At 68.3% G+C, this 26,537-nt stretch carries 24 protein-coding genes; 10 read left to right on the top strand and 14 right to left on the bottom strand.

Annotated features, from left to right (window positions below; translation table 11 throughout):
- The first annotated feature begins 99 nt into the window (after nt 1–99).
- The 3 genes from ACMX2H_RS16425 to ACMX2H_RS16415 all read left to right on the top strand — a co-directional run bounded on the left by ACMX2H_RS16425 (nt 100) and on the right by ACMX2H_RS16415 (nt 4,058).
- Nucleotides 100–1,446, top strand: a complete 1,347-nt coding sequence (locus ACMX2H_RS16425) for an NAD(P)/FAD-dependent oxidoreductase (RefSeq protein ID WP_414961985.1) — start codon at nt 100–102, stop codon at nt 1,444–1,446.
- 312 nt (nt 1,447–1,758) lie between these two features.
- Nucleotides 1,759–3,018 carry an MFS transporter gene (locus ACMX2H_RS16420; protein WP_414961983.1) on the top strand — a complete coding sequence of 420 codons (1,260 nt, stop codon included), beginning with the start codon at nt 1,759–1,761 and terminating at the stop codon, nt 3,016–3,018.
- Between the two features lie 125 nt (nt 3,019–3,143).
- A complete protein-coding gene (locus tag ACMX2H_RS16415; RefSeq protein WP_414961981.1) occupies nt 3,144–4,058 on the top strand; it encodes an aldo/keto reductase in 915 nt (304 codons plus the stop codon).
- 69 nt (nt 4,059–4,127) lie between these two features.
- On the opposite strand, the gene ACMX2H_RS16410 is transcribed toward ACMX2H_RS16415, so the two are convergent.
- From ACMX2H_RS16410 to ACMX2H_RS16380, 7 genes are all read right to left on the bottom strand, one after another.
- Nucleotides 4,128–4,979: a DNA-3-methyladenine glycosylase family protein gene (locus ACMX2H_RS16410; RefSeq protein ID WP_414961979.1), complete on the bottom strand. Its 852-nt coding sequence runs from the start codon at nt 4,977–4,979 to the stop codon at nt 4,128–4,130.
- Between the two features lie 3 nt (nt 4,980–4,982).
- Nucleotides 4,983–5,375 (bottom strand): universal stress protein, encoded by a 393-nt coding sequence (locus tag ACMX2H_RS16405; protein ID WP_136786378.1) that lies wholly within the window; start codon nt 5,373–5,375, stop codon nt 4,983–4,985.
- A 144-nt stretch (nt 5,376–5,519) separates the two neighbouring features.
- The gene (locus ACMX2H_RS16400; RefSeq protein ID WP_414961977.1) at nt 5,520–6,122 is read right to left on the bottom strand and encodes a DNA-3-methyladenine glycosylase I; all 603 of its coding nucleotides are present in this window, start codon (nt 6,120–6,122) and stop codon (nt 5,520–5,522) included.
- 86 nt (nt 6,123–6,208) lie between these two features.
- Nucleotides 6,209–6,874: an alpha-ketoglutarate-dependent dioxygenase AlkB family protein gene (locus ACMX2H_RS16395; protein WP_414961976.1), complete on the bottom strand. Its 666-nt coding sequence runs from the start codon at nt 6,872–6,874 to the stop codon at nt 6,209–6,211.
- Nucleotides 6,871–7,503, bottom strand: coding sequence for a methylated-DNA--[protein]-cysteine S-methyltransferase (locus ACMX2H_RS16390; RefSeq protein ID WP_414961974.1), 633 nt, complete (start codon nt 7,501–7,503; stop codon nt 6,871–6,873). The genes ACMX2H_RS16395 and ACMX2H_RS16390 overlap by 4 nt, the downstream gene beginning before the upstream one ends.
- Nucleotides 7,500–8,024, bottom strand: coding sequence for an RNA polymerase sigma factor (locus ACMX2H_RS16385; protein ID WP_414961988.1), 525 nt, complete (start codon nt 8,022–8,024; stop codon nt 7,500–7,502). Before ACMX2H_RS16385 ends, ACMX2H_RS16390 begins: the two co-directional genes overlap by 4 nt.
- Nucleotides 8,025–8,041: 17 nt before the next feature.
- On the bottom strand, nt 8,042–8,542 hold the full coding sequence (locus ACMX2H_RS16380; RefSeq protein ID WP_414961972.1) for a methylated-DNA--[protein]-cysteine S-methyltransferase: 501 nt from the start codon (nt 8,540–8,542) through the stop codon (nt 8,042–8,044).
- Nucleotides 8,543–8,780: 238 nt separating this feature from the next.
- On the opposite strand from ACMX2H_RS16380, the gene ACMX2H_RS16375 reads away from it, so the two are divergent.
- Nucleotides 8,781–9,245 carry a MarR family winged helix-turn-helix transcriptional regulator gene (locus ACMX2H_RS16375; RefSeq protein ID WP_136786384.1) on the top strand — a complete coding sequence of 155 codons (465 nt, stop codon included), beginning with the start codon at nt 8,781–8,783 and terminating at the stop codon, nt 9,243–9,245.
- Nucleotides 9,246–9,247: 2 nt separating this feature from the next.
- Complete coding sequence (locus ACMX2H_RS16370; protein WP_414961970.1) at nt 9,248–10,483, top strand: MFS transporter; 1,236 nt, start codon at nt 9,248–9,250, stop codon at nt 10,481–10,483.
- Between the two features lie 4 nt (nt 10,484–10,487).
- Here the strand turns inward: ACMX2H_RS16370 and ACMX2H_RS16365 are convergent, their stop codons facing one another.
- Nucleotides 10,488–11,924, bottom strand: coding sequence for an NAD(P)/FAD-dependent oxidoreductase (locus tag ACMX2H_RS16365; RefSeq protein WP_414961968.1), 1,437 nt, complete (start codon nt 11,922–11,924; stop codon nt 10,488–10,490).
- Complete coding sequence (locus ACMX2H_RS16360) at nt 11,921–13,684, bottom strand: amidohydrolase (RefSeq protein ID WP_414961966.1); 1,764 nt, start codon at nt 13,682–13,684, stop codon at nt 11,921–11,923. The genes ACMX2H_RS16365 and ACMX2H_RS16360 overlap by 4 nt, the downstream gene beginning before the upstream one ends.
- A 343-nt stretch (nt 13,685–14,027) precedes the next feature.
- On the opposite strand from ACMX2H_RS16360, the gene ACMX2H_RS16355 reads away from it, so the two are divergent.
- Nucleotides 14,028–15,071 (top strand): iron-siderophore ABC transporter substrate-binding protein, encoded by a 1,044-nt coding sequence (locus tag ACMX2H_RS16355; RefSeq protein WP_414961986.1) that lies wholly within the window; start codon nt 14,028–14,030, stop codon nt 15,069–15,071.
- 153 nt (nt 15,072–15,224) lie between these two features.
- Nucleotides 15,225–16,463 carry an MFS transporter gene (locus ACMX2H_RS16350; RefSeq protein ID WP_414961965.1) on the top strand — a complete coding sequence of 413 codons (1,239 nt, stop codon included), beginning with the start codon at nt 15,225–15,227 and terminating at the stop codon, nt 16,461–16,463.
- On the opposite strand, the gene ACMX2H_RS16345 is transcribed toward ACMX2H_RS16350, so the two are convergent.
- The 4 genes from ACMX2H_RS16345 to ACMX2H_RS16330 form a co-directional block, all read right to left on the bottom strand.
- Nucleotides 16,460–17,830, bottom strand: coding sequence for a short-chain fatty acid transporter (locus ACMX2H_RS16345; protein WP_414961963.1), 1,371 nt, complete (start codon nt 17,828–17,830; stop codon nt 16,460–16,462). The genes ACMX2H_RS16350 and ACMX2H_RS16345 overlap by 4 nt on opposite strands.
- A 111-nt stretch (nt 17,831–17,941) precedes the next feature.
- Nucleotides 17,942–19,033, bottom strand: a complete 1,092-nt coding sequence (locus tag ACMX2H_RS16340) for a GTP pyrophosphokinase (protein WP_414961961.1) — start codon at nt 19,031–19,033, stop codon at nt 17,942–17,944.
- Between the two features lie 149 nt (nt 19,034–19,182).
- A complete protein-coding gene (locus ACMX2H_RS16335) occupies nt 19,183–20,553 on the bottom strand; it encodes an aspartate aminotransferase family protein (protein WP_414961959.1) in 1,371 nt (456 codons plus the stop codon).
- Between the two features lie 90 nt (nt 20,554–20,643).
- Nucleotides 20,644–22,137, bottom strand: coding sequence for a CoA-acylating methylmalonate-semialdehyde dehydrogenase (locus tag ACMX2H_RS16330; RefSeq protein WP_414961957.1), 1,494 nt, complete (start codon nt 22,135–22,137; stop codon nt 20,644–20,646).
- Nucleotides 22,138–22,312: 175 nt separating this feature from the next.
- Between ACMX2H_RS16330 and ACMX2H_RS16325 the strand changes: the two genes are divergently transcribed.
- From ACMX2H_RS16325 to ACMX2H_RS16315, 3 genes are read left to right on the top strand one after another with little or no spacing between them, the layout of a single operon-like run.
- On the top strand, nt 22,313–23,962 hold the full coding sequence (locus ACMX2H_RS16325; protein ID WP_414961955.1) for a PucR family transcriptional regulator: 1,650 nt from the start codon (nt 22,313–22,315) through the stop codon (nt 23,960–23,962).
- Nucleotides 23,963–24,010: 48 nt separating this feature from the next.
- Nucleotides 24,011–25,135: a glutathione S-transferase family protein gene (locus tag ACMX2H_RS16320; RefSeq protein WP_414961953.1), complete on the top strand. Its 1,125-nt coding sequence runs from the start codon at nt 24,011–24,013 to the stop codon at nt 25,133–25,135.
- 5 nt (nt 25,136–25,140) lie between these two features.
- Nucleotides 25,141–26,139, top strand: coding sequence for a gamma-glutamyl-gamma-aminobutyrate hydrolase family protein (locus tag ACMX2H_RS16315; protein ID WP_414961951.1), 999 nt, complete (start codon nt 25,141–25,143; stop codon nt 26,137–26,139).
- Nucleotides 26,140–26,312: 173 nt separating this feature from the next.
- Here the strand turns inward: ACMX2H_RS16315 and ACMX2H_RS16310 are convergent.
- Nucleotides 26,313–26,537, bottom strand: a 225-nt coding sequence (locus ACMX2H_RS16310; RefSeq protein ID WP_414961949.1) for a hypothetical protein, incomplete at its 5' end; no start/stop codon positions are given.

Below are 26,537 nucleotides of genomic sequence, written 5' to 3'. Positions count from 1 at the left end.
CCGGTGCTAGGGTGGCGGCAGGCCGGGCCGGAAGGCAGCCGGCGAAGGATGCACCAGGACCACTGAATCACTGTCTACAACAGGGAGGGAGCCTGGACTATGTCCACTTCTGCGACGCCTCACATACTCATTTTGGGCGGCGGCTACGTCGGCCTGTACACGGCCTGGGGGATCCGCAAACGGCTGGGGCCGGATGCGGCACGGATCACCGTAGTAGAACCGAACTCCTACATGACGTACCAGCCGCTGCTGCCCGAAGTAGGCGGCGGAGAGATCGAACCGCGGATCGTTACGGTCAACCTGCGCAGCGCGCTCAAGGACGTTGATATTGTGCGCGGCAAACTTGTCTCGCTGGACGTGCAGGCCAAAAAGGCCCAGCTGCGTGAAATCGGCGGGGGCGATCTCTCGCTGGACTATGACCAGGTGGTGTTCGCTGTCGGCGCGGTGACCAGGACGTTCCCCACCCCGGGGCTGGAAGAACACGGCATCGGCTTCAAGACGGTGGAAGAGGCCATTTACTGCCGGGACAAGGTGCTGGACAACGTGGCGCTGGCCGCCGGCACCAGCGACCCGGAGGAGCGGGCCAAGGCCCTCACCTTCGTGGTGGTCGGCGGCGGCTACACCGGCGTGGAGGCCCTGACCGAACTGAGTGATCTGTCCAAACTCGCCGTCGACGCCCACCCGGAGCTGGACCGCTCCCAACTGCGCTGGGTGCTGATCGAAGCACTGGACCGGGTCGCTCCCGAAGTGGGGCCGAATTTGTCCCAGTGGACATTGGGGCATCTGCGCGAGCGCGGCATCGACGTGCGGTTGAAGACCACCATGCCGTCCTGCGAGGGCTCGGTCGCGGAACTGAGCACCGGCGAACGCATCCCTGCAGGACTGATTATCTGGACCGCGGGCATGAAACCCAACCCGGTGCTCGACGACACCAATGTGCCGCGCGGCCCGAAGGGGCATGTGAACGCGAACGCCCGGCTGCAGGTCATCGACGACTCCGGCCAGGTGGTGCACGGCGCCTGGGCCGCCGGCGACTGCGCCCAAGTTCCCGACTTGGCCGCGGAACAGCAGCCCGCCTACTGCCCGCCGAACGCCCAGCACGCCGTCCGCCAAGCCAAGGTGCTGGCCCAGAATGTGGTCAACGCGGTACAGGGCCAGGGGCCGGCGGAGTACCGGCACAAGACGCTGGGAACGGTGGCGACCTACGGCGTCGGCCGCGGCGCGGCCAAAATCCTGGGCTACGAAGTCAAGGGAAAACCGGCCTGGTACGCGGCGATGGGCTACCACGGCCTGGCCCTGCCCACCTGGATCCACAAATGGCGCCTGCTTGCCGGCTGGAGCTCGCTGGTCCTCGGGGACCGCGACATCACCTCAATGGGGGCCACCCGGCATCCGCGGCGCGCGTTCGTGGACGCCCACGCGGATACCCAGAAGGGCAAGAAATAGCGCCACTGGCCGAGCCCCCGCGTTGCCCACCCCGTCGCCTAACGCCCTGAGGCAAGCTCCTGCGGGCCTGAGGCGGGGCTCCGTCGAGCCTGAGGCTGCCTGCGGCGCGGTTCCTGCGTGGCTGACGCGGCTTCAGGCGAGCCCGAAGTCTGCCTGAAGCGAGCCTGACACCAGCGCCGGCGCGCCGGGAAAGGTGAGCTAACTCTCCATTGTTACGGAGCGATCCGGACCGCTGCGCAACCTGCCGCCGGGAACGCGGGCACTGGGAGTAGCCTGCTGGACGGAGCCCGATCGGGCAGCGAGGAGTGCAGCATGTCCAAACAGCCCAGTGGCGCGCTGCTTTTTGTCCTGACATGCGCCATGGGCGTGGGCCCGTTGCTCAACTACGGCCTAAGCACCGTCAGCCCGCTGGTCATCGAGGACCTGGGCATCAGCGAAGGCCAGTTCGGCCTGCTGGCCACGGCCATTTTCGCCAGCGCCGCGGTGAGCAGCATGTGGCTGGGGAAACTCAGCGACAGGATCTCCAACCGGGCCCAGCTGGTGCTGATCTTTGCCGGCACGGCGGTGGCCCTGGTGGTCGCAGCGCTGGCCCACAGCTATCTGGTCCTGGTCATCGCCGCGCTGCTGGCCGGCCCCGCGCAAGCCATCTCCAACCCGACCACCAACCGCATCATCATCTCGCAGGTCCCCGCACCCAAGCGGCCCGGCTGGATCGGCGTGAAGCAGTCCGGCGTCCAGGGCAGCCAGCTCTTCGCCGGCCTGTTCTTCCCGGTCGTCGCCCTCTGGGCCGGCTGGCAGGGCGCCACCGCGCTGGCCGCCGTCGTCGCCGTCGGACTGCTGCTCTACGGCCTGCGCAAACTTCCGGAAAACCCCATCACGACGGCGGTGCCCGCGCCGTCCGCCAGCTCGCCGAAGCCCGCTACACCTCGCGAGGAGTCCGCCTCATCCCAAGCCGCAACGCCGCAGAGTGCCGGTGCCCAGACCCGGTTCCCACTCTCGGTCTGGTTGTTCGCCGGCTACTCCCTGCTCGCCGGCCTGGGCATGCAGGCCACTAACGTCTACCTGCCGCTGTTCACCGTGCGGGAACTCGGGTTCAGCCTGGTTATGGGCGGCGTGGCAGCCGGTGTGTCGGGCGTCGTGGGCGTGACCTCCCGTGTGCTGTGGGGACGGCGGATGGCCAAGGGCGTGCGGGCCTCCACCTTGCTGATCCTGCTCGGGTTCGGCGCGCTCGCCGGCTCCGCTGCTTTCCTTGCAGCCGGGACGCTCGATATGCCGGTCTTGCTCTGGCTGGGCGTGATCCTGCACGGCGCCACTGTGCTGGGCGCCAATGTGGTGGTGATGGCGGGCGTGATGCGCGTGGTTCCGGCCCAGCGGGTCGGCGCGGCGTCCGGCATCGTGTCGATGGGGATGTATGCCGGTTTTGCCGCCGGACCGCTGCTGATGGGCCTGCTGTTGGAGGCCACCGGCAACTTCCACACCGGCTGGCTGCTGGTCGGCGCCGGCTACCTGCTCTGCTCGGCGCTCGGCTTCGCGCTGCGGGCCTACGGGAACCGCACCGGCGTCGTCCGCTGAACCCCGCTGCTAGCCGCGCTCTCCTGCACAGGTCGTACCTCCACAGTCGAACCTCCCTCCGCCATGCCCGGTAGTCTGGGGTGAATAGTTAGATCCGGCCGCCAGCGGCCGCAGAAAGGGGCACGGTGAAACGACGCTCGCTTGGACGGTCCGGCTTGCAGGTCTCCGAACTTAGTTTTGGAGCCGGCGGATACTGGGGCATGAAGGCCTTCCCGGAACGGCAGGCAGCGCAGCTGGTCGACCAGGCCCTCGAAGGCGGCATCACCGTTTTCGACACCGGTCCCAACTACAGCCGCGGGAATGCCGAAGCCCGGTTGGGCCGCATCCTCAAGGGCCGGACAGACAACCTGGTCATCTCCACGAAAGCGGGATCGCACTGGATCAACAACCGCAATGTGAAGGATTACTCGCCCCGGGCCATTGAGGACAGCGTGCATGCCAGCCTGCGCCGGCTGCAGATCGACCACCTGCCGCTGCTGCATTTCCACGGCTTCCCGCACCCGGCCGAACCCGCTATCGACGTCGCGTTGAAGCTCAAGGAGCAGGGGACGATCGGCGCGCTCGGCGTCTCTACCGGCCACGGCGGAGCCAAGAAAGCGCTCAAGCTGGGCATCTTCGACGCGCTGATGGTGGAATACAACATCGTCGACCGCTCGCTGGAGGCAGTGATCTCCGAGGCGCACGAAGCGGGCGTGGGCGTCAAGCTCAAGTCGCCGCTCGCGCAAACCCTGTACTCGCGGGACATCTTCAAAATCGGCTCACCCAGCGACGTCTGGTACCTGCTGCGGGCGCTCAAAAACCACCGCCACAAGTTCATCCAGGGACGCAAATACCGGTTTATCAACGACGTCGACGGCTTCGCCGCCAGCGAGATTGCGCTGGCCTTCGCGCTGAACCACCCCGGTGTCTCCAGCGCCGTGATCGGCACGGTGAAGCCGGCACATCTCCGCTCCAACCTGCGGGTGCCCCATCTCGAGCTGCCGGCGGAATTGCTGGAACGGATTGAACGGGCAGGTGCCGCCGGCCGCGGAAAGGGCTGACGGAACGCGGGCCCCAGACTGCTCAGAGGGAGCTGGCCCGACGCGGTCGCCGCGCGGGTGCCGGACTGCCTAGGGCAGGTAGGCCGAGGCGGTCCAGAGGTGGAAGACCGCATAGGCGCGGACCGGAGCCCACGCTTGACCGAGTTCGCGGGCTTGTTTGGCGGTCGTCACCTCGAGGGCCCGTTGCAGCACCAGGTCGCCCTCTGGGTAGGCGTCGCGGTCGTGCAGGGCGCGCATGGCCAGATATTCGACCGTCCACGGGCCGATCCCGGGCAGTGCCAGCAGGCGGCGGCGGACCTCGGCATGGTCGGTGTCAGGGGCGATGCGCAATCCGGCAGCACAAGCTTCGGCCAAGGCATGAACGGTGCGCGCCCGGGCATTGGTCAGGCCTGCGGCCTGGCGGATGGCCTCCGGTCCCGCCGCTGCCAGCTTCTCGGCGGACGGGAACAAGGTGAGGTCTGCGGCGGGGGAGCCGAAAGCGGATACCAGACGGCCAGTGAAAGTGCGGGCTGCGGCCAGCGAGACCTGCTGGCCGACCACGGTGCAGACGGCACCTTCAAAACCGTCCGGGTACCCGAGGATCCGCAGCCCGGGGCGGGCGGCAATCAGCGGGCCGACCACGGCGTCGTTGCCCAACATCGCCGCCATCCGCTCCGGTTCCAATTCCAGATCAAGCCAGCCGTGCACCGCCGTCGTTATGTCCGCCACGGCGGCCGGGGACTCGGTGCCGATGTCCAGGCTGACGGAGTCCGGCAGCAGGGTGGCGGTGACCGGCACCGGCCCGGTGCCGGTCATAAAGAGGCGGGTGCAGGTGCCGGCCGCTGGGTCAACCCGCTCGAGGCCGGGGACCGCGTGGGCAGCCAGTGCTGCCAGCGCGGCGGGAGCGTCGAACGGCGGAGCCAGCGGCAGGTCGACCTGCATGGATCAGCGGGCCTTGACCGCCAGGACCGGGCAATCGACGGTCAGCAGGATCTCCTGGGCGGTGCTGCCCAGAATCAGCTTGCCCACCGGCGAGCGCCTGCGCAGACCGATGACCAGCAGCGAGACCGAGAGTTCTTCGACCAGATCCACAATCTCCTCCACGGCGTCCTTGCCGCGGACAAACTGCTTGAATTCCGTGTCCAGGCCGGAACTGTGCAGTTCATGCTGGACCCATGCCGCGTCGCGGGAGTCCGCGAACGACTCGTCCTTCTGCGCACCGCCGGGGCTGGCGTTGACCACCACCAGCTTCTCGTTGTTCTGGGTGGCCATCTGGATTCCCTTGCTCAGGGCAGCGCGGCCTTCGGGGCGCGGGGCGTAGGCAACAAGAATTGTCAACGTGGTCTCCTTACCGGATAACGCTTGCAGTGTCTGGCCAGCGCCCAGGCGTTCCGGGCGCCGCGTAGCCAGCGGGTGGACCTTATTGTGGCACGCATCTCAGCGTGCCGGCGGATGCGTGAAGTGATTGTGAAAGAGGTGCCTTTAGTTCCACACGCCGGAGGAACCGCGGCGGTGGCTGTCCACCAGGTGGGTGTCGATCAGGCCAATGGCTTCCATCAGGGCGAACATGGTGGTGGGCCCGACGAACGCGAAGCCTCGTTTGCGCAGTGCCTTGGACAGCGCGACGGATTCCGGCGAGGTGGTCGGCACGTCCCCAATGTGGCGCGGCGACGGCGTGCTGTCCGGCTGGAAGGACCAGACGAAGTCGCTCAAACCGCCTTCGGCCCGCAGCGCGATGGTGGCGTTGGCGTTGGTGATGGCGGCCCGGATCTTGGCGCGGTTGCGCACAATGCCGGCGTCCTGCATCAGTCGTTCGACGTCGTCCTCGGTATACGCGGCGACGGTGTCCACCTGGAAACCGTGGAAGGCTTTCCGAAAGGCCGGGCGCTTGCGCAGGATGGTGGCCCAGGACAGCCCGGCTTGGAAACCCTCCAGCGTGATGCGCTCATAGACGCCCTGTTCGCCGCGGACCGGCATGCCCCATTCGGTGTCGTAGTACTCGCGCAGCAGCGGATCCGTGGCAGCCCAGGCCGGCCGGGCCAGGCCGTCGTCGCAGAGCACGACGCCGGAAGCGGTTTTCTCCATGGATCGATTCTCTCCTAGCGTGCCGTGGGTTGTCCCGTCCTGCTCCGGTACTGTGGATAGGGTCCTGTGGACAAGGTGAAGGCCGTTCAACCCAGACCGGTGACCCGCATGGTCAGGTTCAGCCGGCCTCCGGTCAAGCCGCAGGCGGGGTCGGCGGTGGCCGGGTAGATCCGGGGCACGCCATGGTAGGCGAACCGGGCCGGTCCGCCGAAGACAAACAGGTCCCCGGAGCGCAGCCGGATATCGGTGTAGGGCTTGGTCCGGGTCTCGGTGTTGCCGAAGCGGAACAGGCAGTCGTCGCCGATGCTGAGCGAGACCACCGGGGCGCCCGACTGTTCGTCCTTGTCCTGGTGCATGCCCATCTTGGCGGTGTCGTCGTAGAAGTTGATCAGCGCAGTGTCCGGCTCGTAGTCCCGGCCCGCGGATGGGTCCTGGTACGCCTCCGCGAGTGCCCGCCGGCCCCAGTCGGCCAGCCAGCCGGGGAAGTCCAGTACGCGTTGGCCGTTCACGTCGTCGGCCGTGCGGGTGTATTGGTAGGGGGCCCAGTGCCAGCCCAGGCAAAGGGTCCGCACGCTCATCTCGTGGCCGCCCGGCAGTTTCGCGGCGCGGTAGGGGACCGGCCCGCGGCCGAATTCGCGGCAGGCTTCGACCAGTTCGCGCTGCTGCTCCACGGTCAGCCAGCCCGGCACGTGCACCGCGCCGGGCGCGATCTCGCGCGGGCCGGCCGGAGCGTCACCGAACAGGGTGCTCATGCCGCGGCCTCCAGCCCCAGCAGGTAGGCCTTGGCTTCCGGTCCGCCCAGATAGCCGCCGAAGGCGCCGTCCGAGCGCAGCACCCGGTGGCAGGGTACGACGACGGGCAGCGGGTTGGTGGCGCAGGCGCTGCCCACGGCGCGCACGGCCTTGGGATTCCCGACGGCGGCGGCCACCTGAGCGTAGCTCTCGGTGCGGCCGTAGGGGATTGCGGGCAGGTGCTGGAGCACCTCCGCGCGGAACCCTTTGGACAGCCGCCGGTCCAGCGGCAGGTCGAAGACGCGCCGTCGGCCCGCGAAGTATTCGTCCAACTGCCGGACCGCCGACTCCAGCCGGACGGGAGAACGCAGGATGCGGGGGCTGACCGTTTCCGCCAGGCCGGCGAGCACATGTTCGTGGTGCTCACTGGCAAAGGCCACACGGACCAGGCCCTGGTCCGTGGCGACCAGCAGCAGCGTCCCGACCGGCGAGTCGGTGGTGTTGTAGGCCAGATCGAGGATGCCGGCAGCCGCTGCCTCCTGCTCCAGCCGGTGATGCAGCCGCTCCAGCTGCTCCGGGTCTAGGCGGGTCAGCAGGTCCAGTTCGGGTCCGGCACCCGTGTTCTGGGCTGTGGGGTTTTCGGCAGTCATCGGATTGCTCCTTCGCTTGCATCGGGTGCGGCAACATCCGCGACGGGCTGCTGGCCACGCCGATAGAAGGCCCGCAGTTTTGCCATGCCGTCGGCGGCCGCGCGGCGGACCGCAGCCGTGGTGGAACCGGTCAGCTCGGCCGCTTCGGCGTACGGCAGCCCGGCCAGATAATGCAGCGCGACGGCTTCGCGCTGCCGCAGCGGCAGGGCCGCGACGGCCTGGCGCAGTTCGTCGTCGTCGTTGCCGGGAATGCCCAGCAACGACGGGGATTCGGGCAGCTGATCGGTGGGGACCGGGGTCCGGGACCGCCGCCGGACCACGTCGATGGCCTTGCGGTGGGCGATGGTCACCAGCCAGGCCTCGTGGTTCGCGTCCCAGGGCAGCTCAGGATAGGCCTTGAGTGCGGAGAGAAAGGTCTCGGACCATGCATCGTCGGCATCCGGTCCGGGACCCAGCACCGCGCGGCAGACACGCAGCACGGTGGGTCCGTGGTCGGCGACCAGCTGCTCGAAGGGCTTCATCCGCACACCCGGTAGCATCAGAAAAGTTTCCCGGCTTTCACCTCGGCCGGCTCCTCCAGCTCCAGCAGGAACCGCTTGCGGTCCAGTCCGCCGGCATAGCCCACCAACGAGCCGTCCGCGCCCACCACCCGGTGGCACGGCACCACGATGGAGATCGGGTTCTTGCCGTTGGCGTGGCCCACTGCCTGGGCCAAATGGACATCGCCCAAAGCTGCGGCCAACTGCCCGTAGGAACGGGTCTGCCCGTACGGGATCTCCCGCAGCAGCGCCCACACGCTCAGCTTGAAGGGATCGCCTTTCGGCGCCAGCGGGAGGTCGAAGTCACGGCGCTGGCCGGCGAAATACTCCGCCAGCTGTTCGGAGACCGCTTCGAAGCCGACGGCGGTGCGCTCGCCGAACGTCGCCGCGTCCGGCATCCGCTTGTGGCTGGGGAAGTAGAGCGCGGTCAGCGAACCGTCCTCGGCGACGGCCGTCAGTTCTCCGAGCGGGGTATTGATGAGGGTGTGCACGCGGGTCATGGCGCTCCTTCGTCCGCTTCCATTCTCTCCTCTGCAGACGTTCCCGCGTGTTGGAACGTGAGGTTCCGGTGCTCTTTCTTGCCGGCTGGAGTTACGGAGCGCCTTGTTCGGCTTGCCGCGGGGCAATTCGAGCCAGCCTACCGGCGGACGGCGCCCCGAGCGGGCGGACACACCAGTCCCTGCGATCCAGGGCGGGGATCAACTTGCTTCAGAGAGCTAATAGTTAGACCATCTAAGTATGCAGGATGAACAACTTGAGTTGTCCCGGCAACTGAGGCCGTTGCTGACCCGGATCTACCAGATGGTCCGCCGGCGCAGTCCGGGCTGGGACGTGACGGCAGCGCAGTCCTCGGTGCTCACCACGCTGATGGATAAAGGAAAACTGCGGATGGGCGAGCTGGCCGCGCTGGAAGGCGTAAAGATGCCGACCGCTACCAGTGTGGTGGCAGGGCTGGTCCGGATCGGTCTGGTGGAGCGGCAGGCCGACCCGAATGACCGGCGCCGTGTCCTGGTGGACCTGACCTCCGACGGGCGCTCGCAGATTGCTGCGCTCGCCGCCGAACGGGACCGCGAATTCGCCCGCCTGCTGGCAGACCTCGGACCCGAAGACCGGACCCTGCTGGAGGCGGCCGCACCGGCGATGTCCAGGCTGCTGGCGGTGGAAGCAGCAAACGCGCTGCCGGCTGAAGAATTAGGAGAGTAACCATGTCCAACGTTGCGGCACCGCAACAGCACGCCAAACTGGCCGACGCGCTCAAGGGCCAGCCGAAATCCGTCTGGGTGACTGCCTTCGCCGCGGTCATCGCCTTCATGGGGATCGGCCTGGTGGATCCCATCCTCAACGTGCTCACCGAGTCCTTGGGGGCCGAGCCTTCCCAAACCACGCTGCTCTTCGGGTCCTACCTCGGTGTGCAGGTGGTGGCCATGCTGCTCACCGGCATGATGTCCTACCGGTTCGGCGCCAAACGGACCCTGGTCGCCGGACTGGTGCTGATCGTGATCGCGGCCGGATTCTGCGCGGCGGCCGGCGACATCGAGACGCTGGTCTGGCTCCGCGCGCTCTGGGGCCTGGGCAACGCCTTCTTCATCGCCACCGCGCTCTCCGTGATTGTCGGAGCGGCCGCCGGCGGGCAGCAGGGAGCCATCCTGCTCTACGAAGCCGCCTTGGGAGTCGGGCTGGCGATCGGCCCGCTGCTCGGCGCCGTGCTGGGCAGCATCACCTGGCGCGGGCCGTTCGCGGGAACCGCCATCCTGATGGCCGTCGGCGCCATCCTCTGCGTCAGCATGCTGCAGAAGGACAAGGACAAGTCCCACCGGCAGCCGGTACGCATGGTGGACCCGCTGCTGGCGCTGCGCAACCGCAACCTGCTGCTCACCTCGATCGGATCGGCCTTCTACACCGCCGCCTTCTTCGCGATCATCGCCTGGGCCCCGTTCGTGCTGGACGAGGGTGCCCTGTTCATTGGCTTTGTGTTCTTCGGCTGGGGCCTGTGCGTGGCCGTGTCCGGCGTGGTGCTGGCACCTAAGGTCGCCGGGTGGCTGGGGGAGCGCGGTGGCGCCATCGCCGCCGTCGTGCTCTATGCGGTGATCCTGCTGGCCATGTCCACCGGCATCAAGTCCGTGGTGGTGGCCGGCGTGGTGGTCTCCGGCATTGTTTCCGGGGTGCTGAATACGCTCTTCACCGGCAGCGCGATGAGCGCCGGTTCCGGTCCGCGGGCGGTAAACAGTGCCGGCTACAACTTTCTGCGCTGGCTCGGCGGAGCCGCGTCGGCCATCCTGGTGGGGCACGTGGCCGAGTGGTTCGGCAACGTCTCCGCCCCGTTCTGGGCGGCGGCCGCCTGCAGCCTGGTGGCTGCCGGCATGCTGCTGCTGCGCAAGCGCGAAGCGCCCGCCGACCCGCACACCGTGCCCGTGGACGCTGCGGCGATCGGCGCAGACTAGCGGACTACGAGTCGAAGCCCATGCCGGCCGCATCCATGGCTTTCAGCCACGGGCCGCGGCGTCCCTGGTTGCGGTCTGCGCGGACCATCGCGGCGGTGGTGAGCTTGACGCCCAGCCAGGCGAGCGGCTCGGGCGGGAACGGCAGCGGCTTCTTCCGCACCAGCTGCAGCCGGGTGCGCTCGGTCGGCTCGCCGGAGAGCAAATCCAGCATCACGTTGGCGCCGAAGCGCGAGGCTCCAACGCCCAGGCCGGTGAAGCCGGCACAGTAGGCCACCCGGCCGCCGTACGCGCTCTCGAAGAACGAAAAGAACCGGCTGCAGGTGTCAATGGCGCCGCCCCAGGCATGGCTGAACCGGACGTCGGCCAACTGCGGGAAGGTGGCGTAGAAATGGGCGGCGAGCCGGCGGAACGTTTCCGGGCGCTGGTCGTGGCTGTGCTTCAGCGACCGGCCGTAATGGTAGACCGCGTCATACCCGCCGAACAGCATCCGGTCCTGCCCCTGCGCGTCGGTGGTCAGCCGGTAGTAGTGGAACCGGTTGTCATTGTCCGAGATGCCGAACCGTTCCGCCCAGCCGAGGGCTTCCCGCTGCGCGCCGGTCAGCGGCTCGGTCATCAGGGCGTAGTCGTACACCGGGACGGTGTGCAGCCGGGTGCGCGCCAGCAGCGACGGGAAGGCGTTGGTCGCCAAGGCCACCCGGCCCGCGGCCACGGAGCCAAAGTCGGTGCGCAGCGCCAGCACGCCGGCCCGCCCTGCCACCGAATGCACCGGAGTGTGTTCATGGATTTCGACGCCGGCGCTCAGGCAGGCGTCGCGCAGCCCCCAGGCCAGTTTGGCCGGATGCACCATCGCCGTCCCCTGCCGGTCGCGCAGGCCGGCACGGTAGGCCGATGAGGCGACCGCCCGCTGCACCGCGGATCGGTCCAGGAACTCCAAGGCCGGGTCTTCGGCGGCTTCCTCCTGAAGCCAGGCGACGTGGTGTTCTTCGGTGGCCACCGAGAGTGTCCCGGTCCGCTCGAAACCGGCATCGATTCCGTACCGGGCCAAGGTGTTTTCAATCTCGTCCAGGTTCTGCAGACCCAGCTTGCCCAGCAGGTCGGTTTCCTCGGGGAGGTGTTTTTGCCCGTTCGCGCTGCCGTGGGTCAGGCTGGCCTCGCAGAATCCGCCGTTGCGGCCGGAGGCGGCCCAGCCGATCCGGTTGCCCTCCAGCAGCAGCACCGAACGGTCGGGGTCGCGTTCCTTGGCCAACAGTGCGGTCCACAATCCGGTGTAGCCGCCGCCGACCACCGCCAGGTCCGCGGTGGCCGAACCCCGCAGCGGCGGCAGCGCCTCCGGGCGGAAAGGATCGTCCAACCAGTACGGCGTGGGCGATGCCCCGGCCAGCGCCGCGTCGATCCGGGAGGCCGGGACTTCTTCTTCTGCCCGGTCATAGAACGTTTTCATGCCCGCACCGCCTGCCGCTCGAACACCGGTTCGCCGGCCACGAACGTCAGGTCCGTGCCGACGGTGTGCAGCTCCGCCGCCGGCAGGCTGAACGGATTGATGTCCAGCACCACCAGGTCGGCTGGCGCTCCGGGACCGATCCGGCCGCCGCCGTCATGGCGGTTCAGCCAGGCCGAGCCGGACGTGTAGGCGGCCAGCGCCGCCTCCAGGGTCAGCGCCTCGTCCGGCAGCAGCGGGCTGTCCGAGCCGTCGTCGGGGTGGCTGCGGTTGACTGCCACGTGGATGGCCTGCCACGGATCCGGTGAGGAGACGGGCCAGTCCGAGCCCATCGCCAAACGGGCGCCGGAAGCCGCCAGTGAACGGAAAGGGTACTGCCAGCCGGCGCGCTCCGCGCCGATCAACGGCACGGTCAACTCGCGCATTTGTGCGTCATTACAGGCCCAGAGCGCCTGCAGGTTCGCGGTGACGTCCAGCTCGCCAAAGCGGGGCACGTCGGCAGGGTGGATGATCTGCAGGTGCGCCATGTGGTGGCGCCCGGCGCCACGGCCGTTGGCACGGCGGGCGTGCGCGACGGCGTCCAGCCCGTCGCGGACCGCGCGGTCGCCGATCACGTGGAGATGCAGGTCGAATCCGGCCGCGTCCAGTGCCGCCGTCACTGCCCGCAGCACCTCCTTGGACAGGTAGGTCAGCCCCCGGCCGGCGGGCGAACCGTGCCGGTCGCCATCGCCAGGACCCCCACCCAAGGGGCGGTCCGCGCCGGCGGAGGCACCGCCGTCGTGCCCCGCCATGCCCTCACACGCGCAGGAAGTCAGGTAGGGCTCGAGCATTGCCGCGGTCCGGTTCTCCGGCACGCCGTCCACCATGATTTTGGCGCTGGTGGTGCGGAAGCCGGCGGCTGCGTTCTGCTCGCGGCGCGTGATGAACTCAGCCACCAGGTCCAGGACTGATTCCACCGTGGTGGACCGCGGCACCCAGAGTGCTCCCGCGGCTCGGCCGGTGAGCAGGCCCTGGTCCAGCAGCCTCCGGTAGGCGGCGCTGGCCTCGGGATAACCGGCGTAGTCGCCCAGGATCGCCTCCTGCCAGCCGGTCACGCCCACCGAGTGCAGGTAGCGCTGGGCTTCCAACAGGCCGGCCCGCATGTCCTCCACGCTGGCGCGCGGGATGGCCCGGTTCACCAGGTCCATGGCGCCCTCGTGCAGCGTTCCGCTCGGGAAGCCGTCGGCCTCGCGCTCCAGCAGCCCGTCCGCCGGGTCGGGGGTCGAAGCATCGATACCGGCTAGTTCCAAGGCCTTGCTGTTGACCCACGCGCTGTGGTGGTCCGCATTGACCAGATAGGCCGGGCGGTCCGGAACCACCGCGTCCAGCACCTGGCGGGTGGGGTAGCCGCCCGGGAAGTCCGCCTTGTGCCAGCCGCCACCGGTGATCCAGCCACTGCCAGCGGCGGAGGCGCCTGATGCGGCGGATGCCGAGGTGGCGATCTGGGCCAGCACCGCATCGGCTCCGACGCACTGGGACAGGTCGCAGCCCAGCCGCTCCAGCCCGGCCATCACCGCGTGCACGTGGGCATCAGTGAAGCCTGGTGCCAGCAGGCGGCCGTTCAGGTCGACCGCCGTGGCGTGCAGTCCCGCGGCCGCCCGGACTTCGGCATCGGTCCCCACCGCGGTGACCAGGCCGTCCCGGACGGCGACGGCCGTGGCTGAAGGATGCAGGCGCAGGCCATCGAAGATCCTGCCGGAGTGGAAAATCCAACCTGCCGCCATGGCCGCTCCTGTGTCCCCGGTGTCGGCCGGAAATGAACGAGTTTCACTTATGACACAGGGGGCCGCGGACTTTGTCAACGGTTTTGGTCCGACTCCTTCTGCACGGACCAGCCGGGCTGGGCAGGGTGTGCGGGCCGGTGCCGTGCAGGCCAGAGTTTCCGGCGGCCATGGACCGGCTCCCGCGCTGCGGCGAATCCGTCCGCGTGAACCGCCGAACCGCGGGGCGAAGCGCCGTCGGCGAAATACGCCACAAAGTAGTTGCTTATTCTAACTGAGCATAGGCTACCCTTACTTCTGTTCGTTCCCTTTGATTCGAGGAGGCCCCACGTTGGGCGTTTCACGCATGCGCGGTCTGGTTGCTGCCGCCGCCGTCGTCCTGTTGTCCCTGACCGCCTGCTCCACCGGCCCGGCCGGCGGAGGTTCCGAAGGCGGCCAGTCAGCCGCAGCGACGGACCAGTTCCCGGTCACCGTTGAACATGCGTTCGGGGAGACGGTGATCGAAGAGCAGCCCGAGCGCGTGGCCACCGTGTCCTGGGTGAATTCCGACGTGGCACTGGCGCTGGGTGTGGTGCCGGTCGGGATGCCGAAGGAGGACTGGGGTGGCAATGAGAACGGCTCCACGCCTTGGCGGGACGCCAAGCTGGAGGAGCTCGGTGCCGCGATCGGCACTGAAAATGCGCCCGTGCAGTACTCCGAGGTGGACGGCATCGCTTTCGACGAGGTCGCCGAACTGGCCCCGGACGTCATCCTGGCCGCCTATTCCGGCCTGACCCAGGAGGACTATGACACGCTGAGCAAGATCGCTCCGGTTATTGCCTACCCGGAGACCCCGTACGGCACCGACTGGCAGGACTCCACGAGGATGATCGGCCAGGCGCTGGGCCGGAGCCAGCAGGCCGAGGATCTGGTGGCGGAGACCGAGCAGACCATTGTGGCCAAGGCCTCCGAGTACCCGCAGCTGGCCGGCAAGACCTTTATTTACGGCAACTTGGAGCCCGCCAAGGGCGACGGCGTGAACGTTTACACCGCCAACGACAACCGGCCGAAGTTCCTCAGCAGCATCGGCATGGTGCAGGCGGACGTGGTCACTGATGCCACCAAGGACTCCTCCGAGTTCTTCATTCCGTGGTCCGCGGAGAAGGCCAACGAGCTGGAATCCGACGTGTTCGTGACCTGGGTCCCGGATGACAAGACCGCGCAGCAGATCACTACCGATCCGCTGCTGGGCCAGATCCCCGCGATCAAGAACGATGCCCTGGTGGCGGACTCGGACAACACCCTGACGCTGTCCATTTCCGCGGCATCGCCGTTGAGCCTGCCCTGGGCGCTGGACACCTTCCTGCCGATGCTCGGCAAGGCGGCTGACGCGGCGGACGCCGCCAAGTAACAGTCTGGCCTCCACTGCTGGCCTCCACTCCAGTACGACGGCGGAGGGGCACCCGCCGCGCGGAACGTTCAGTTCCTGCGCGGACCGGGTGCCCCTTTCTGTGATCTGTCGCATACAGTTGCCTGAGACTACCTATTGTGGAAGGGAGTGGCCGTGCGGGAAACCCGCGGAACCAGCCGGGCGCTGTCGGCCGGGGTGCTGATTGCCGGCATCCTGGTGGTGGCCGCCAACCTCCGCCCGGTGCTGACCAGCGTGGGTCCGCTGCTGGACCAGATCGGCGCGGAGACCGGGCTCGGTGTCGCCGCGCTGGGCGTGCTGGCCGCGGTGCCGCTGCTGGCTTTCGGTGCAGTTTCCCCGCTGGCGCACGGCCTGAGCGAGAAGTTCGGCGTCGAACGCACCGTTTTCGGTGCCCTGCTGCTGCTGGTCGCCGGCACGTTGCTGCGGCCAATCCCCGGCCCCCTGGCGAATCTGTGGATCGGCACGCTGCTGATCGGCTCCGCCATCGCGGTGTGCAACGTGATGCTGCCGGCGCTGCTCAAGCGCGATTTCCCCGAACGGATGGCCTCGCTCACCGGAGGCTATTCCGCCGTGCTCGGCGGCTGTGCCTCGCTGGGCGCCGGACTGGCCGTGCCGCTCTCGCTGGTTCCGATCGGCGGCGAACCGGCCGGCTGGCGCTTCGCCCTGACCGCCTTCGTGGTGCTGGCGGTGCCGGCCGTGCTGCTCTGGCTGCCCCGGCTGCGCCGCGGCGGCCAACTTCCCGACCAAGCCCGGGAAGCGGCGGCCGCGCCGGCCCTGGTCAGGGGCTCGGTCTGGAAGTCCGGCATCGCCTGGCAGGTGACGCTGTATATGGGCTTGCAGTCGATGATCTTCTACATCCTCATCACCTGGCTGCCCACGCTGGAACGCTTCCACGGCCGCAGCGGACTGGCGTCCGGCTGGGACCTGATGATGTTCCAACTGATCGGTGTGGTGTCCAGCCTGCTGACGCCGGTGGTCCTGCGCGGGCCCACACAGCGGCTGGCTGCCGCGGGGCCGCCACTGCTGGTGCTGGCCGGGGTGCTCGGCATTCTCCTGATGCCCCAGATCATGCTGTTCTGGGTGCTGGTGGCGGGCTTCGGCTGCGGCAGCTCGCTGGTCACCGCACTCTCGCTCTTCGGCCTGCGCACCCGTACGCACCGCGAAGCCAGCGCGCTCTCCGGAATGGCCCAGTCGATCGGTTATCTGCTCGCAGCGGCAGGTCCGCCGCTCTTCGGCGGACTCTTCGCGGCATCCGGGGCCTGGGCGGCCTCCCTGACCTTGCTGTGCATCATCGCCGTCCTGCAGGCAGCCACCGGATTGCTGGTGGGCCGTGACCGCTTCGCCTTCGCCGGCCAGCTGTCTTCAGACGGCTAACCGGCGCCGACGATCAGCATGGTCGCGGCGAAGACCAGGCCGGAGGCGATCAGTGTGACCATCGTGTAGCCGAGGATGTCGCGCATTTTCAGTCCGGCGATGGCCAGCAGCGGCAGCGCCCAGAACGGCTGGATCATGTTGGTCCACTGGTCGCCGTAGGACACGGCCATGATGGCGACGGCGGGGTCCACGTCCAGCCGTGTCGCGGCGTCGAGCATAATGGGGCCCTGGACCGCGAACTGTCCGCCGCCTGACGGCACGAAGAAGTTGACCAGCCCGGCAGAGAGCAGCGCCAGCACCCCGAAGGTCTGCGGGGTAGAAATGTTCACAAAGAAGTCCGACAGCACGGTAATCAGGCCGGTGGCGGTCATGATCCCCATGATCCCGGCATAGAGCGGGAACTGGAGCAGGATGTCGCCCACGTTGGACGCCGCGTTCTTGATCAGTGCGATCAGTTCGAACGGGTTGCGGACCAGCAGGAAAATCAAGGCCAGGAAAGACCAGTTGACAATGTCCAGGGTCAGCGTGCCGCCGCTGCCAAAGTGGATGGCCAAATAGGCCACCAATGCCAGCCCAACCAGCAGGGTCAGGACACGGCTGGCATCGAGCCGGTCGGCCGGGGTGACCACGTCGTCGTCGTAGTCCGCCTCGCCGTCGCGGGCATCGATTTCCAGTTCCACGATTTTGTCATCGCCGCGCGGGGCCACCAAGGACAGCGCGGCACCCACCACGATCACGGTGGCGATGGCAGCCAGGATGTTCCACAGCGAGAACGTGGTTTCGCTGACCGGGATGGTCCGGCCGAGCTGTTCGGCCAGGAAAGAACCCTCCGTGGCGGCGGTCAACGGCCCGGAACCCGAGTAACCCATGTGCCAGACCACGAAGCCGGAGAAGGCAGCGGCCACCAGCATCGGGAAGTGCAGCCGGATGCCCTTGGCCTTCAACTGGGCCGCAGTCTCCTTGGCCAACAAAGCGCCGACCACCAGGCCGAGGCCCCACGTGATCAGCGACGCCACGGCCGCCACCACGAAGACGAAGACATAGGCCTGGATCGGGCCCCGCGGCACGCCGCCCAGGAAGGAGAGCAGTCGGCGGACCGGCCGGGTGTTCGCCAGAGTGTGCCCCAGCAGCAGGATCAGCGCCATCTGCGTCATAAAGGACAGCAGGCCGGACAACCCGTCGCCCCAGCCCTGCACCACTTCCACCGGGTTCGCGCCGGTGAGGACCAAGGCCATGATGGCGACGACGACCGTCAGGACGATCGCGAAGACCAGCGCACTGGGGATGAACCGTTCAACTAGGGAGTTGACCGGCCGCATCGCAGCGGAGATTGGATTGGATCGCGTCTTCTGGCTTGTGGGGGACATGGCACCTCCTGCTCGGATCCGCAGCTGCCCCGCCGCGGATCGTCCAACGTTTCACCAAAGCGTAGGGAACCCCGGCCACGAAGCCTAGGTGTCGAGGTGCTGCCAGGGTCCCTAGAGGCCCAAGCGGTACGTCTCCAACTGCCGGAACCGGCGCTGCAGCGACTCGCGCCGGTGGATGTCCTCACCGGCGGTGAGCTCGATATGCTGCCGGCCGAAGCGCCAGAGCAGCAGGTCGTCCAGCAGCCGGTCCGGACCGGGGGAGTAGCGGTGCTCCAGGGCCGCGCGGACATCCGTAATGGTTTCCGGATTCAGCAACGCGGCCAGCTCGGTGGTGGTCTTCAGGCCGTGCGCGGCCAGCAGTTCCGCGGCCCAGCCCCAGTCGTCGTCGGACTTGCGGTCCACATGCGGCAGCAGGGTCTGCCAGACCTCGCGGACCCGGCGGGGCGTCAGCGGTGCCGCGCCTTCGCCCTCTTCGTCCCAGTAGCCCGTGACGGTCTCGTACCGCTCGTGCAGTTCGGCAAAGGCCGACTCCACCGCCTCCAGCATGGCCGCCGTGGCAGTGAACTGGCGGTCGAAGTAAGGGCTCCAGGCCCGGGGATCGGAGGACTTGAAGCGGATATCGTGCTCCAGCTCGGACCACGCATGCGCCAGGATCGTGCGGATCTGGACTTCGAACAGGTAGCTGCCCGTGGCGCGGGCCGGTTCGCCGAGGGCCTGCTGGTAGGCCTTCACCGTATTGTTCTGCAGCGTGCGCATGATCAGGTGGCGGCTGGAGTAGCCATAGGTGCCCGACTCGATCGAGCCGATGTCCTTCTCACGGTCGGCACGGCAGTCGAAGTCACTGCGCTGGCGCTTGATCAACGCTGCGGCCTGCCGGATCTCGTGCGGCAGGCTCACGATCACCCGGACACCGACCAGATCGTGGATCTCGCGCAAGGGATCCGGGAACTCCAGCGCCGGTACGCAGCCCGGTTCCGCGGGCTGCAGCATCCGCGATGCCTTGTCCCGGAACGATTCCACGCTCTTGGTCCGGGCAGTGACGAACAGCGGCGTCAGTTCGGCCGTGCGGAAGATGTCCCGGATGCCGGACTGCAATTGCGACGTCACGGTTGCCAGGACCGGGCGTACCCGCTCGTACTGAGCGGTGTTGGCCTCCACCTGCGCACGCAGCCGCTCGTCCAGCCGGTCCCAATGAATGCCCATGCGCCTGGCTCTCCTGCGGTAGGTGTGTGTGGCTTTGAACAACCTACCAAGGCTGACGCTGCGGGCGGGCGTCCCTCGGCCTTCCCGCAGCCTCAGCCTCTGCCCGCCGGGTGCGTCAGCTTCAGCTCCTCGGCGGGCGCGCCGCAGCGTCAGCCCTCGACGTGCGCGTCCGCGAGCTTCAGCACCTCATCCAGGATGGCCAAACCGGTCCGGGCGTCCTCCGCGCTGGTGTTCAGCGGCGGCACCACGTGGATCCGGTTGAAGTTGGCGAACGGCAACAGCCCGCGGGACTTGCAGGCCGCAATCAGTTCGTTCATTTCCGGGCTCGAGGAACCGTACGGCGCCAGTGGCTCGCGCGTGGCCCGGTTGCGCACCAGCTCTACCGCCCAGAAGGCTCCGACGCCGCGCACCTCACCCACCGACGGATGTTTCGCCGCCAGCTCCGCGAGCCCGGGACCGAAGACCTCGGTACCCAGCGAAGCGGCATGCTCCACCATCTGCTCCTCGCGCATTGCGTTGATCGTGGCCACCGCCGCGGCGCAGGCCAGCGGATGTCCGGAGTAGGTCAGGCCGCCCGGATAGACCCGCTGGGCGAAGGTCTGGTAAATCTCCTCGGAGATTGCCACCCCGCCCAGCGGCACGTACCCGGAGTTCACGCCCTTGGCGAAGGTCAGCAGGTCCGGAACCACTTCGGCATGGTCAATCGCGAACCACCGGCCGGAGCGACCGAAGCCGGCCATCACTTCATCGGCGATGAACACGATGCCGTATTTGGTGGCCAGCTCGCGGACACCCTGCAGGTAGCCCGGCGGCGGCACCATGATGCCCGCGGTGCCGGGGATGGACTCCAGCACGATCGCGGCAAACCGGTCGGCGCCCTCCAGTTGGATGGTGGTCTCCAGATGCTCCAGCGCACGCTGGCATTCCTGGGCTTCGTCCGCGGCATGGAACTGGCTGCGGTACAGGAACGGTGCGTGGAAGTGGACCGTTCCCGCGTTCCCGTAGTCGTTGGCCACGCGCCGCGGGTCGCCGGTGACGTTCACGGCCAGCGCCGTGCCGCCATGGTAGGAACGGTAGGCGGAGAGCACCTTGTAGCGGCCGGTGTGCAGCCGGGCCATCCGTACCGCATGCTCCACGGCTTCGGCGCCGCCGTTCGTGAAGAAGATCCGGTTCAGGTCCCCGGGCGTCAGCTCGGCGATCAGCCGAGCGGCTTCCGAGCGTGCGGCGTTCACGTGCTGCGGCGCCACCGTGCAGAGCAGTCCGGCCTGCTGCTGGATCGCGGCCACCACCTTGGGATGCTGGTGGCCGATGTTCGTGTTGACCAGCTGCGAGGAGAAGTCCAGCAGCTTGTTGCCTTCTCCGTCCCAGACCCAGGAGCCTTCCGCCCGGGTAATCACCATGGGGGTGATCAGTTCCTGCGCGGACCAGGAATGGAACACATGCTCGCGGTCCAGTTGGTAGGCGCGGCGGCCGGCTTCCAGTTCCTCGGCGCTCAACGCAGTGCCGGTGGTGGTGGTCATCTGTCTCTCCTCAAACTACGACGGCGAATGGTCGGGTTGGCAGGGCGGCTGCGGCAGGTGCAGGCCAGCCCCGTGGGATCAAGATTCGGGTCAATCATTCTGCGGGAATCCCAAGTTGATGCCGCCGTGGCTCGGGTCCAGCCAGCGGGTGGTCACCACCTTGCCGCGGGTGAAGAAGTGCACGCCCTCGGAACCGTGTGCATGGCTGTCGCCGAACAGCGAGTTCTTCCAGCCGCCGAACGAGTAGTACGCCATCGGTACCGGGATCGGGACGTTGATGCCCACCATACCCACCTGCACCTCGTTCTCGAAGCGGCGGGCGGCGCCGCCGTCGTTGGTGAAAATCGCCGTGCCGTTGCCGTACGGGTTGTCATTGATCAGCGCCAGCCCCTCGTCGTAGCTGGGCACGCGCACCACGGACAGGACCGGCCCGAAGATCTCGTCGGTGTAGATGGACATCTCCGGTGTTACCCGGTCGAACAGCGTCGGGGCCAGGAAGAAGCCGTCGCCCTCGGCGTCCGGTTCCACCGTGCGCCCGTCCAGCACCAGTTCGGCGCCGGCGTCCTCGCCCGCCGCGATGTAGCCGGCCACCTTGTCCCGGTGCGCTGCCGTGACCAGCGGGCCCATGTCTGTGCCGCGCATGCCGTCGCCCACGCGCAGCTTCGCAGTGCGCTCGGCGATCCGGGCCACCAGATCGTCGGCGACCGACTCCACCGCTACGACCGCGGATATCGCCATGCAGCGCTCGCCGGCGGCGCCATAGCCCGCGTTAACCGCGGCGTCGGCGGCCAGGTCCAGGTCCGCGTCCGGCAGCACCAGCATGTGGTTTTTCGCCCCGCCCAGCGCCTGCACCCGCTTGCCGGAGGCCGTGCCGCGCTCGTAAACGTAGCGGGCGATCGGCGTCGAACCGACAAAGGAAACGGACTTGATCTCCGGGTGCTCCAGCAGCGCGTCCACGGATTCCTTGTCCCCGTGCACCACGTTGAACACGCCGTCGGGCAGCCCGGCTTCCTTCCACAGCTCGGCCATCCAGTTGGCCGCCGTCGGATCCTTCTCGCTCGGCTTGAGCACCACCGTGTTGCCGGCGGCGATGGCCACCGGGAAGAACCACATGGGCACCATCGCCGGGAAGTTGAACGGGGAGATGATCGCCGCCGGCCCCACCGGTTGCCGCACGGAGTGAACGTCCACCTTGGTGGAGGCGTTCTCCGTGTAGCCGCCCTTGAGCAGATGCGGGATGCCGCAGGCGAACTCCACCACTTCCTGCCCGCGGGCCACTTCGCCGAGCGCGTCATCCAGCACCTTGCCGTGCTCGGCCGTGATGATCGCGGCCAGCTCGCCCTTGCGGGCATTCAGCAGCTCGCGGAAAGCGAAAAGAATCTGCACGCGGCGGGCCAGCGAAGTGTCCCGCCAGGCCGGAAAGGCTGCCGCCGCTGCCTGCACGGCCTGATCGACGACGGCGGTGCTCGCCAGGGCCACGCGGGAGGAGACTTTGCCGGTGGCCGGGTTGGTCACCTCGCCGAGCCGGCTGTCGGGGTCAGGGTTGGCGTAGCTCCCGTCGATCCAGTGCTGGATGGTCTGCATGCTGCTCCTTGGTGTAGTTCGGTGAAGTTCCGCGGGCCAAGCCGGGCCGCCAGGGCGCGTCCGTGCAGGCGCGTCGTGCCGCTCCGGCATGTCTTGGCTTCATTATCTGCCGCTCCGTCGCCGCACACCACTTACAGCCTGTCGGAAATGCATGTTTTGCTCTTACACTGTGTCAATGCTGACTGTGAAGGACGTTCTGGATCTGGCGGTGGTGCGTGCCGGGGCACCAGAGGTCCTGGCTGGATCCAGCGTCCTCGCTTCGCCGGTCCGCTGGGTGCATGTGGCCGAGCTGAAAAGCCTGGCCGGGTTGCTGGAGGGCGGCGAACTGGTGCTCACCACAGGCCTGGCCTTCGAGGACTCGTCCGCCGAAGCAGCCCGGTACTTCGGTGAGCTGGCGGCGGCAGGGGCCGCCGGCGTCGTCGTCGAAATCACCGCGCAGCGGCCGCAGGCAGAGGCGGCACTGCGCCAGGCCGCAGGCGAAGCAACGCTGCCGGTCATCCTGCTGACCCGCCGCATCCGTTTTGTCGAGGTCACCGAAGTGGTGCACCGGATGCTGGTCGCGGGGCAGTTGGCGCAGCTGGAGCGGTCCAGGCAGGTGCACGAGGTCTTCACCATGCTCAGCGTGGAGAACGCCCCGCCGGAGGAGATTGTGGCGCGCGCTGCCGAGCTGATCGGGTCGCCGGTGGTGCTCGAGGACGTGGCGCATCTGGTGCTGGCTTTCGCCTCCGCCGGTGTGCCTGCGTCGGAACTGCTCCTTGGGTGGGCCGAACGATCCCGGCTGGTGCACTACCGCGAGCAGACGGCCCGGGCCGGGGACGCGGGCTGGCTGCAGACGCCGGTCGGGCTGCGCGGCCAGCGCTGGGGCCGCCTGGTAGTGCCAGCAGGTAGCCCAACGAGCGGTCCAGCTGCTGCCGACGGCGACGATGCCATGGTCCTGGAGCGGGCCGGCCAGGCATTGACCATCAACCGGATGGCGGAACGGGACCAGCGCGAACTCGGTCATCAGGCGCGCGCCGGCTTGCTGCACGAACTCCGCCGGCCCGGGGCGCTGGAGGAATCCGAAGCCCTGGCCCGCGCGGCCGCCCTGGGCCTGTCGGCCGCGCCCGTGTACCTTCCGGTGGTGTTCCGGCTGGATCGGCGGCCTGGTGAAGAACCGATTGAAGTCCAGCGGCGCGAGCGGGCGCTGCTGGATTTGCTGCACAGCGTACTGGCGGCCGCCCGGGTGCCGGCCCTGGCCGCCAGCCTGCAGGCCGGCGCGCTGGGCGTGCTGGTGGCCGTGCCCGCCCGGCAACTGGAAGACCCGGTGCTGGAACGGCTGTGCGGGCAGTTGGCCGAGCAGACCAGCGTCGACTGGGCGGTTGGCGTCGGCCGCAGCCGGCCGGACCTGCTGGCTGCCGCCGCCGGACTGGACGAAGCCGCGCATGTGGCTGAATCCGCGGCAGGGCTCGGTTCCGCGGCGGGGTCCGGTTCAATGGCGGGGACCGGTTCCACGGCTGGGCCCGGTGGCGGCCGGAGGTTCTACCGGTCGGCCGATGTCCGGCTGCGCGGTCTGCTCTCCATGCTGCGCGACGATCCGCGGGCGGCCGCCTTCGCGGAGGCTGAGCTTGCCCCCATCAGCCAGGATCCGGAGGCCCTTGACCTGCTCCTGCGCTACGTCCAATCAGGAGGCAACAAGGCCCAGCTTGCGCGCGACGGTTACTTCAGCCGTCCCACCCTCTATGCCAAGCTGGCGCAACTGCAGGACAAGCTCGGCGTCCCGCTCGACGACGCCGAGTCGCGGACCTCGCTGCACGTTGCGCTGCTGCTGCACAAACTGCGTGGCTGACGAACGCCGCCCATCCCGCCGAAGCCAACGCGCAGATATGGTGGAAGCATGAGCCACACCAGCGATACGGCACAATTCAGCACCAAAGGCGCCTACGTCCACAGCGGCGAAGATTTCGCCCGGGACACCAACTACATCGAGGACCGGATCGTCGCCGACCCCGACGCCGTCCGTGCCTCCGACGGCCCGACCGGCGGCACCATCGGCAACCCGAACGGCGGGCTCGGCGACGGCGCCAAAGCCTGGCCTGTGGAAGCCGGCCGCTACCGCCTGGTTGCCGCCCGCGCCTGTCCCTGGGCCAACCGCGCCATCATCGTGCGCCGGCTGCTCGGGCTCGAAGGTGCCATCTCGCTGGGCCTGCCCGGTCCCACCCACGACGCCCGCTCCTGGACCTTCGACCTGGACCCCGACGGCCGGGATCCGGTGCTTGGTACCGAGCGCCTGCAGGAGAACTACTTCAAGCGTTTCCCTGGCTATCCGCGCGGCATCACCGTGCCGGCCATGGTTGAGGAGGCGAGCGGCGCCGTCGTCACCAATGACTACCCGCAGATGACCCTTGACTTCTCCACCGAGTGGAAGGAATTCCACCGCGACGGCGCCCCGGATCTGCTCCCGGCCGACAAGCTCGAGGAGATGCAGTCGGTCATCAAGCGGATCTACACCGAGGTCAACAACGGCGTTTACCGCTGCGGCTTCGCCGGTTCGCAGGAAGCCTACAACGCCGCCTATGACAGGCTCTGGGCCGCGATGGACTGGCTCGAGGAGCGCCTCACCGAGCAGCGCTACCTGATGGGCGACACCATTACCGAAGCCGACGTCCGCCTTTTCACCACGCTGGCCCGCTTCGACGCTGTCTACCACGGGCACTTCAAGTGCAACCGGAACAAGCTGAGCGAGATGCCCGCCCTGTGGGGCTATGCCCGCGACCTGTTCCAGACTCCGGGCTTCGGCGACACCACCGACTTCGTGCAGATCAAGCGGCACTATTACATCGTGCACGAGGACATCAATCCCACCGGGATCGTCCCGCAAGGCCCGGACCTCTCCGGCTGGCTGACCGAGCACGGCCGCGAAGCACTCGGCGGCAGCCCGTTCGGCGACGGCACCGCGCCCGGCCCCGTGCGCGAAGCCGAACGCGTCACCCCCGGCCACAATCCGCTCTATCCCGCCTAACCGCCGTGTCCCGCTCGGTTGATGACGACGGCGGTGCCCGCGCTGTGGACGACGGCGGCGCTGCCAGCGCGGCGGCTGGCGACGGCGCCCACCTTCTGAATCACGACGGCGGTGCCGGCCCATTGGGCGACGGTGGCACTCGTCCTGTGAATCACGACGGCGGTGCCTGCCCCTTGGGTGACGGCGGCGCTGCCAGCGCGGCGGCCGGTGGCGCTGCCCATCCCTTCGCCAACGACGGCGGTGCCCGATCCGCGGCCGGCGACGGTGCCCGCCCGCGGATCGCCGTCAGCTTCGTGCGGGGAGCGCCGTCACATCCGGCGTGGTTCTCGCAGAGGCTGGCGGATTTGGCCCGCCGGGCGGCCGACGGCCTCCGCGCCGCAGGAGCGGAACCCGTCGTCCTGGACTCGGCGTCCGGCCACGTCTTCAGCGCCTTGGATTACGACGGCGTGGTCGTCCTCGGCGGCGGCGACGTGGACCCAGCCCGCTACGGTGGGGATACCGACGAACCCACCGTCCACTGCGTTGACACCGGAGCCGATGAAGCCGAGATCGACCTCGTCAACGGGGCCATCGAAAACGGACGCCCCGTGCTCGGAATTTGCCGCGGGCTCCAGCTCATCAACGTTGCCTTCGCCGGCTCGCTGTTCGAAGACCTCGGCGCGGATTCCATCCACAAGATCCACCAGCCACAACCGCCGATGGCCAGTCATCCGGTGCAAATCGCACCCGACAGCCTGCTGGGCGCAGCACTCGGCACAGGAACGGTCACCGTCCAGTCCGGCCACCATCAGGCGGTCCGGCGACTCGGGGACCGGCTGCGCGTCGTGGCAACCGCGGCCGACGGCGTGGTTGAAGCCGTGGAGCTAGCCCGCCCTGATGAGGGCTGGCTGCTCGCCGTGCAATGGCATCCCGAAGAACCCGGCTCACCCGACGGCCAACTCCACGCCTTGCTCGAACCCTTCGTCGAAGCCTGCCGTCAGGCACCTGTAGACGTAGCCGGATAGGGTAATCCGTCCGCGCAGCGAATCGCGGAGCCTCGGGCGGACCGTCGGGCACGGTTGCGGATCTCGGCCGCATAGCTGCGGCCTTTGATTGATCGAATCGGGGCACCGTGGCGGATCGTTGAGTGAACATTGAGCACCGTGGCTGATCGCCGAGCCCTATTGCGCTTTCAACGTCAGGCGGTTGCCGCCGCGGGTCCGACTTTAGCCCCCGCACCGTCAGATGCCGCGCCCCAGATGTCATGCTCATGGACGTCTGCGGCCAGGCCTGCATCGGTCGGTATATCAGTGCGCATCAGAACCGGCCGGTCGGCGGAACCAGCCCCGGTCGGCACCTGCGCGGCCTTCCCTGTCATGGCAAATCCCAAACAGGCCAGCGCACAACTTGCTGCGGCCGATAG

Source organism: Arthrobacter sulfonylureivorans (assembly GCF_047607445.1).
GTDB lineage: Bacteria > Actinomycetota > Actinomycetes > Actinomycetales > Micrococcaceae > Crystallibacter > Crystallibacter sulfonylureivorans_A.
The sequence above is the reverse complement of the archived record's forward strand: the minus strand, read 5'-3'. Positions and strand labels throughout refer to the sequence as shown.

Excerpts from the sequence above, each read along its gene's own strand:
- ACMX2H_RS16330 (WP_414961957.1), bottom strand. The coding sequence starts at position 22,137 with ATGCAGACCATCCAGCACTGGATCGACGGGAGCTACGCCAACCCTGAC.
- ACMX2H_RS16335 (WP_414961959.1), bottom strand. The coding sequence starts at position 20,553 with ATGACCACCACCACCGGCACTGCGTTGAGCGCCGAGGAACTGGAAGCC.
- ACMX2H_RS16345 (WP_414961963.1), bottom strand. The coding sequence starts at position 17,830 with ATGTCCCCCACAAGCCAGAAGACGCGATCCAATCCAATCTCCGCTGCG.
- ACMX2H_RS16395 (WP_414961976.1), bottom strand. The coding sequence starts at position 6,874 with ATGAGCACCCTGTTCGGTGACGCTCCGGCCGGCCCGCGCGAGATCGCG.
- ACMX2H_RS16390 (WP_414961974.1), bottom strand. The coding sequence starts at position 7,503 with ATGACTGCCGAAAACCCCACAGCCCAGAACACGGGTGCCGGACCCGAA.
- ACMX2H_RS16355 (WP_414961986.1), top strand. The coding sequence starts at position 14,028 with ATGCGCGGTCTGGTTGCTGCCGCCGCCGTCGTCCTGTTGTCCCTGACC.
- ACMX2H_RS16420 (WP_414961983.1), top strand. The coding sequence starts at position 1,759 with ATGTCCAAACAGCCCAGTGGCGCGCTGCTTTTTGTCCTGACATGCGCC.
- ACMX2H_RS16320 (WP_414961953.1), top strand. The coding sequence starts at position 24,011 with ATGAGCCACACCAGCGATACGGCACAATTCAGCACCAAAGGCGCCTAC.
- ACMX2H_RS16425 (WP_414961985.1), top strand. The coding sequence starts at position 100 with ATGTCCACTTCTGCGACGCCTCACATACTCATTTTGGGCGGCGGCTAC.
- ACMX2H_RS16365 (WP_414961968.1), bottom strand. The coding sequence starts at position 11,924 with ATGAAAACGTTCTATGACCGGGCAGAAGAAGAAGTCCCGGCCTCCCGG.
- ACMX2H_RS16325 (WP_414961955.1), top strand. The coding sequence starts at position 22,313 with ATGCTGACTGTGAAGGACGTTCTGGATCTGGCGGTGGTGCGTGCCGGG.
- ACMX2H_RS16375 (WP_136786384.1), top strand. The coding sequence starts at position 8,781 with ATGCAGGATGAACAACTTGAGTTGTCCCGGCAACTGAGGCCGTTGCTG.
- ACMX2H_RS16385 (WP_414961988.1), bottom strand. The coding sequence starts at position 8,024 with ATGAAGCCCTTCGAGCAGCTGGTCGCCGACCACGGACCCACCGTGCTG.
- ACMX2H_RS16400 (WP_414961977.1), bottom strand. The coding sequence starts at position 6,122 with ATGGAGAAAACCGCTTCCGGCGTCGTGCTCTGCGACGACGGCCTGGCC.
- ACMX2H_RS16370 (WP_414961970.1), top strand. The coding sequence starts at position 9,248 with ATGTCCAACGTTGCGGCACCGCAACAGCACGCCAAACTGGCCGACGCG.
- ACMX2H_RS16340 (WP_414961961.1), bottom strand. The coding sequence starts at position 19,033 with ATGGGCATTCATTGGGACCGGCTGGACGAGCGGCTGCGTGCGCAGGTG.
- ACMX2H_RS16360 (WP_414961966.1), bottom strand. The coding sequence starts at position 13,684 with ATGGCGGCAGGTTGGATTTTCCACTCCGGCAGGATCTTCGATGGCCTG.
- ACMX2H_RS16410 (WP_414961979.1), bottom strand. The coding sequence starts at position 4,979 with ATGCAGGTCGACCTGCCGCTGGCTCCGCCGTTCGACGCTCCCGCCGCG.
- ACMX2H_RS16380 (WP_414961972.1), bottom strand. The coding sequence starts at position 8,542 with ATGACCCGCGTGCACACCCTCATCAATACCCCGCTCGGAGAACTGACG.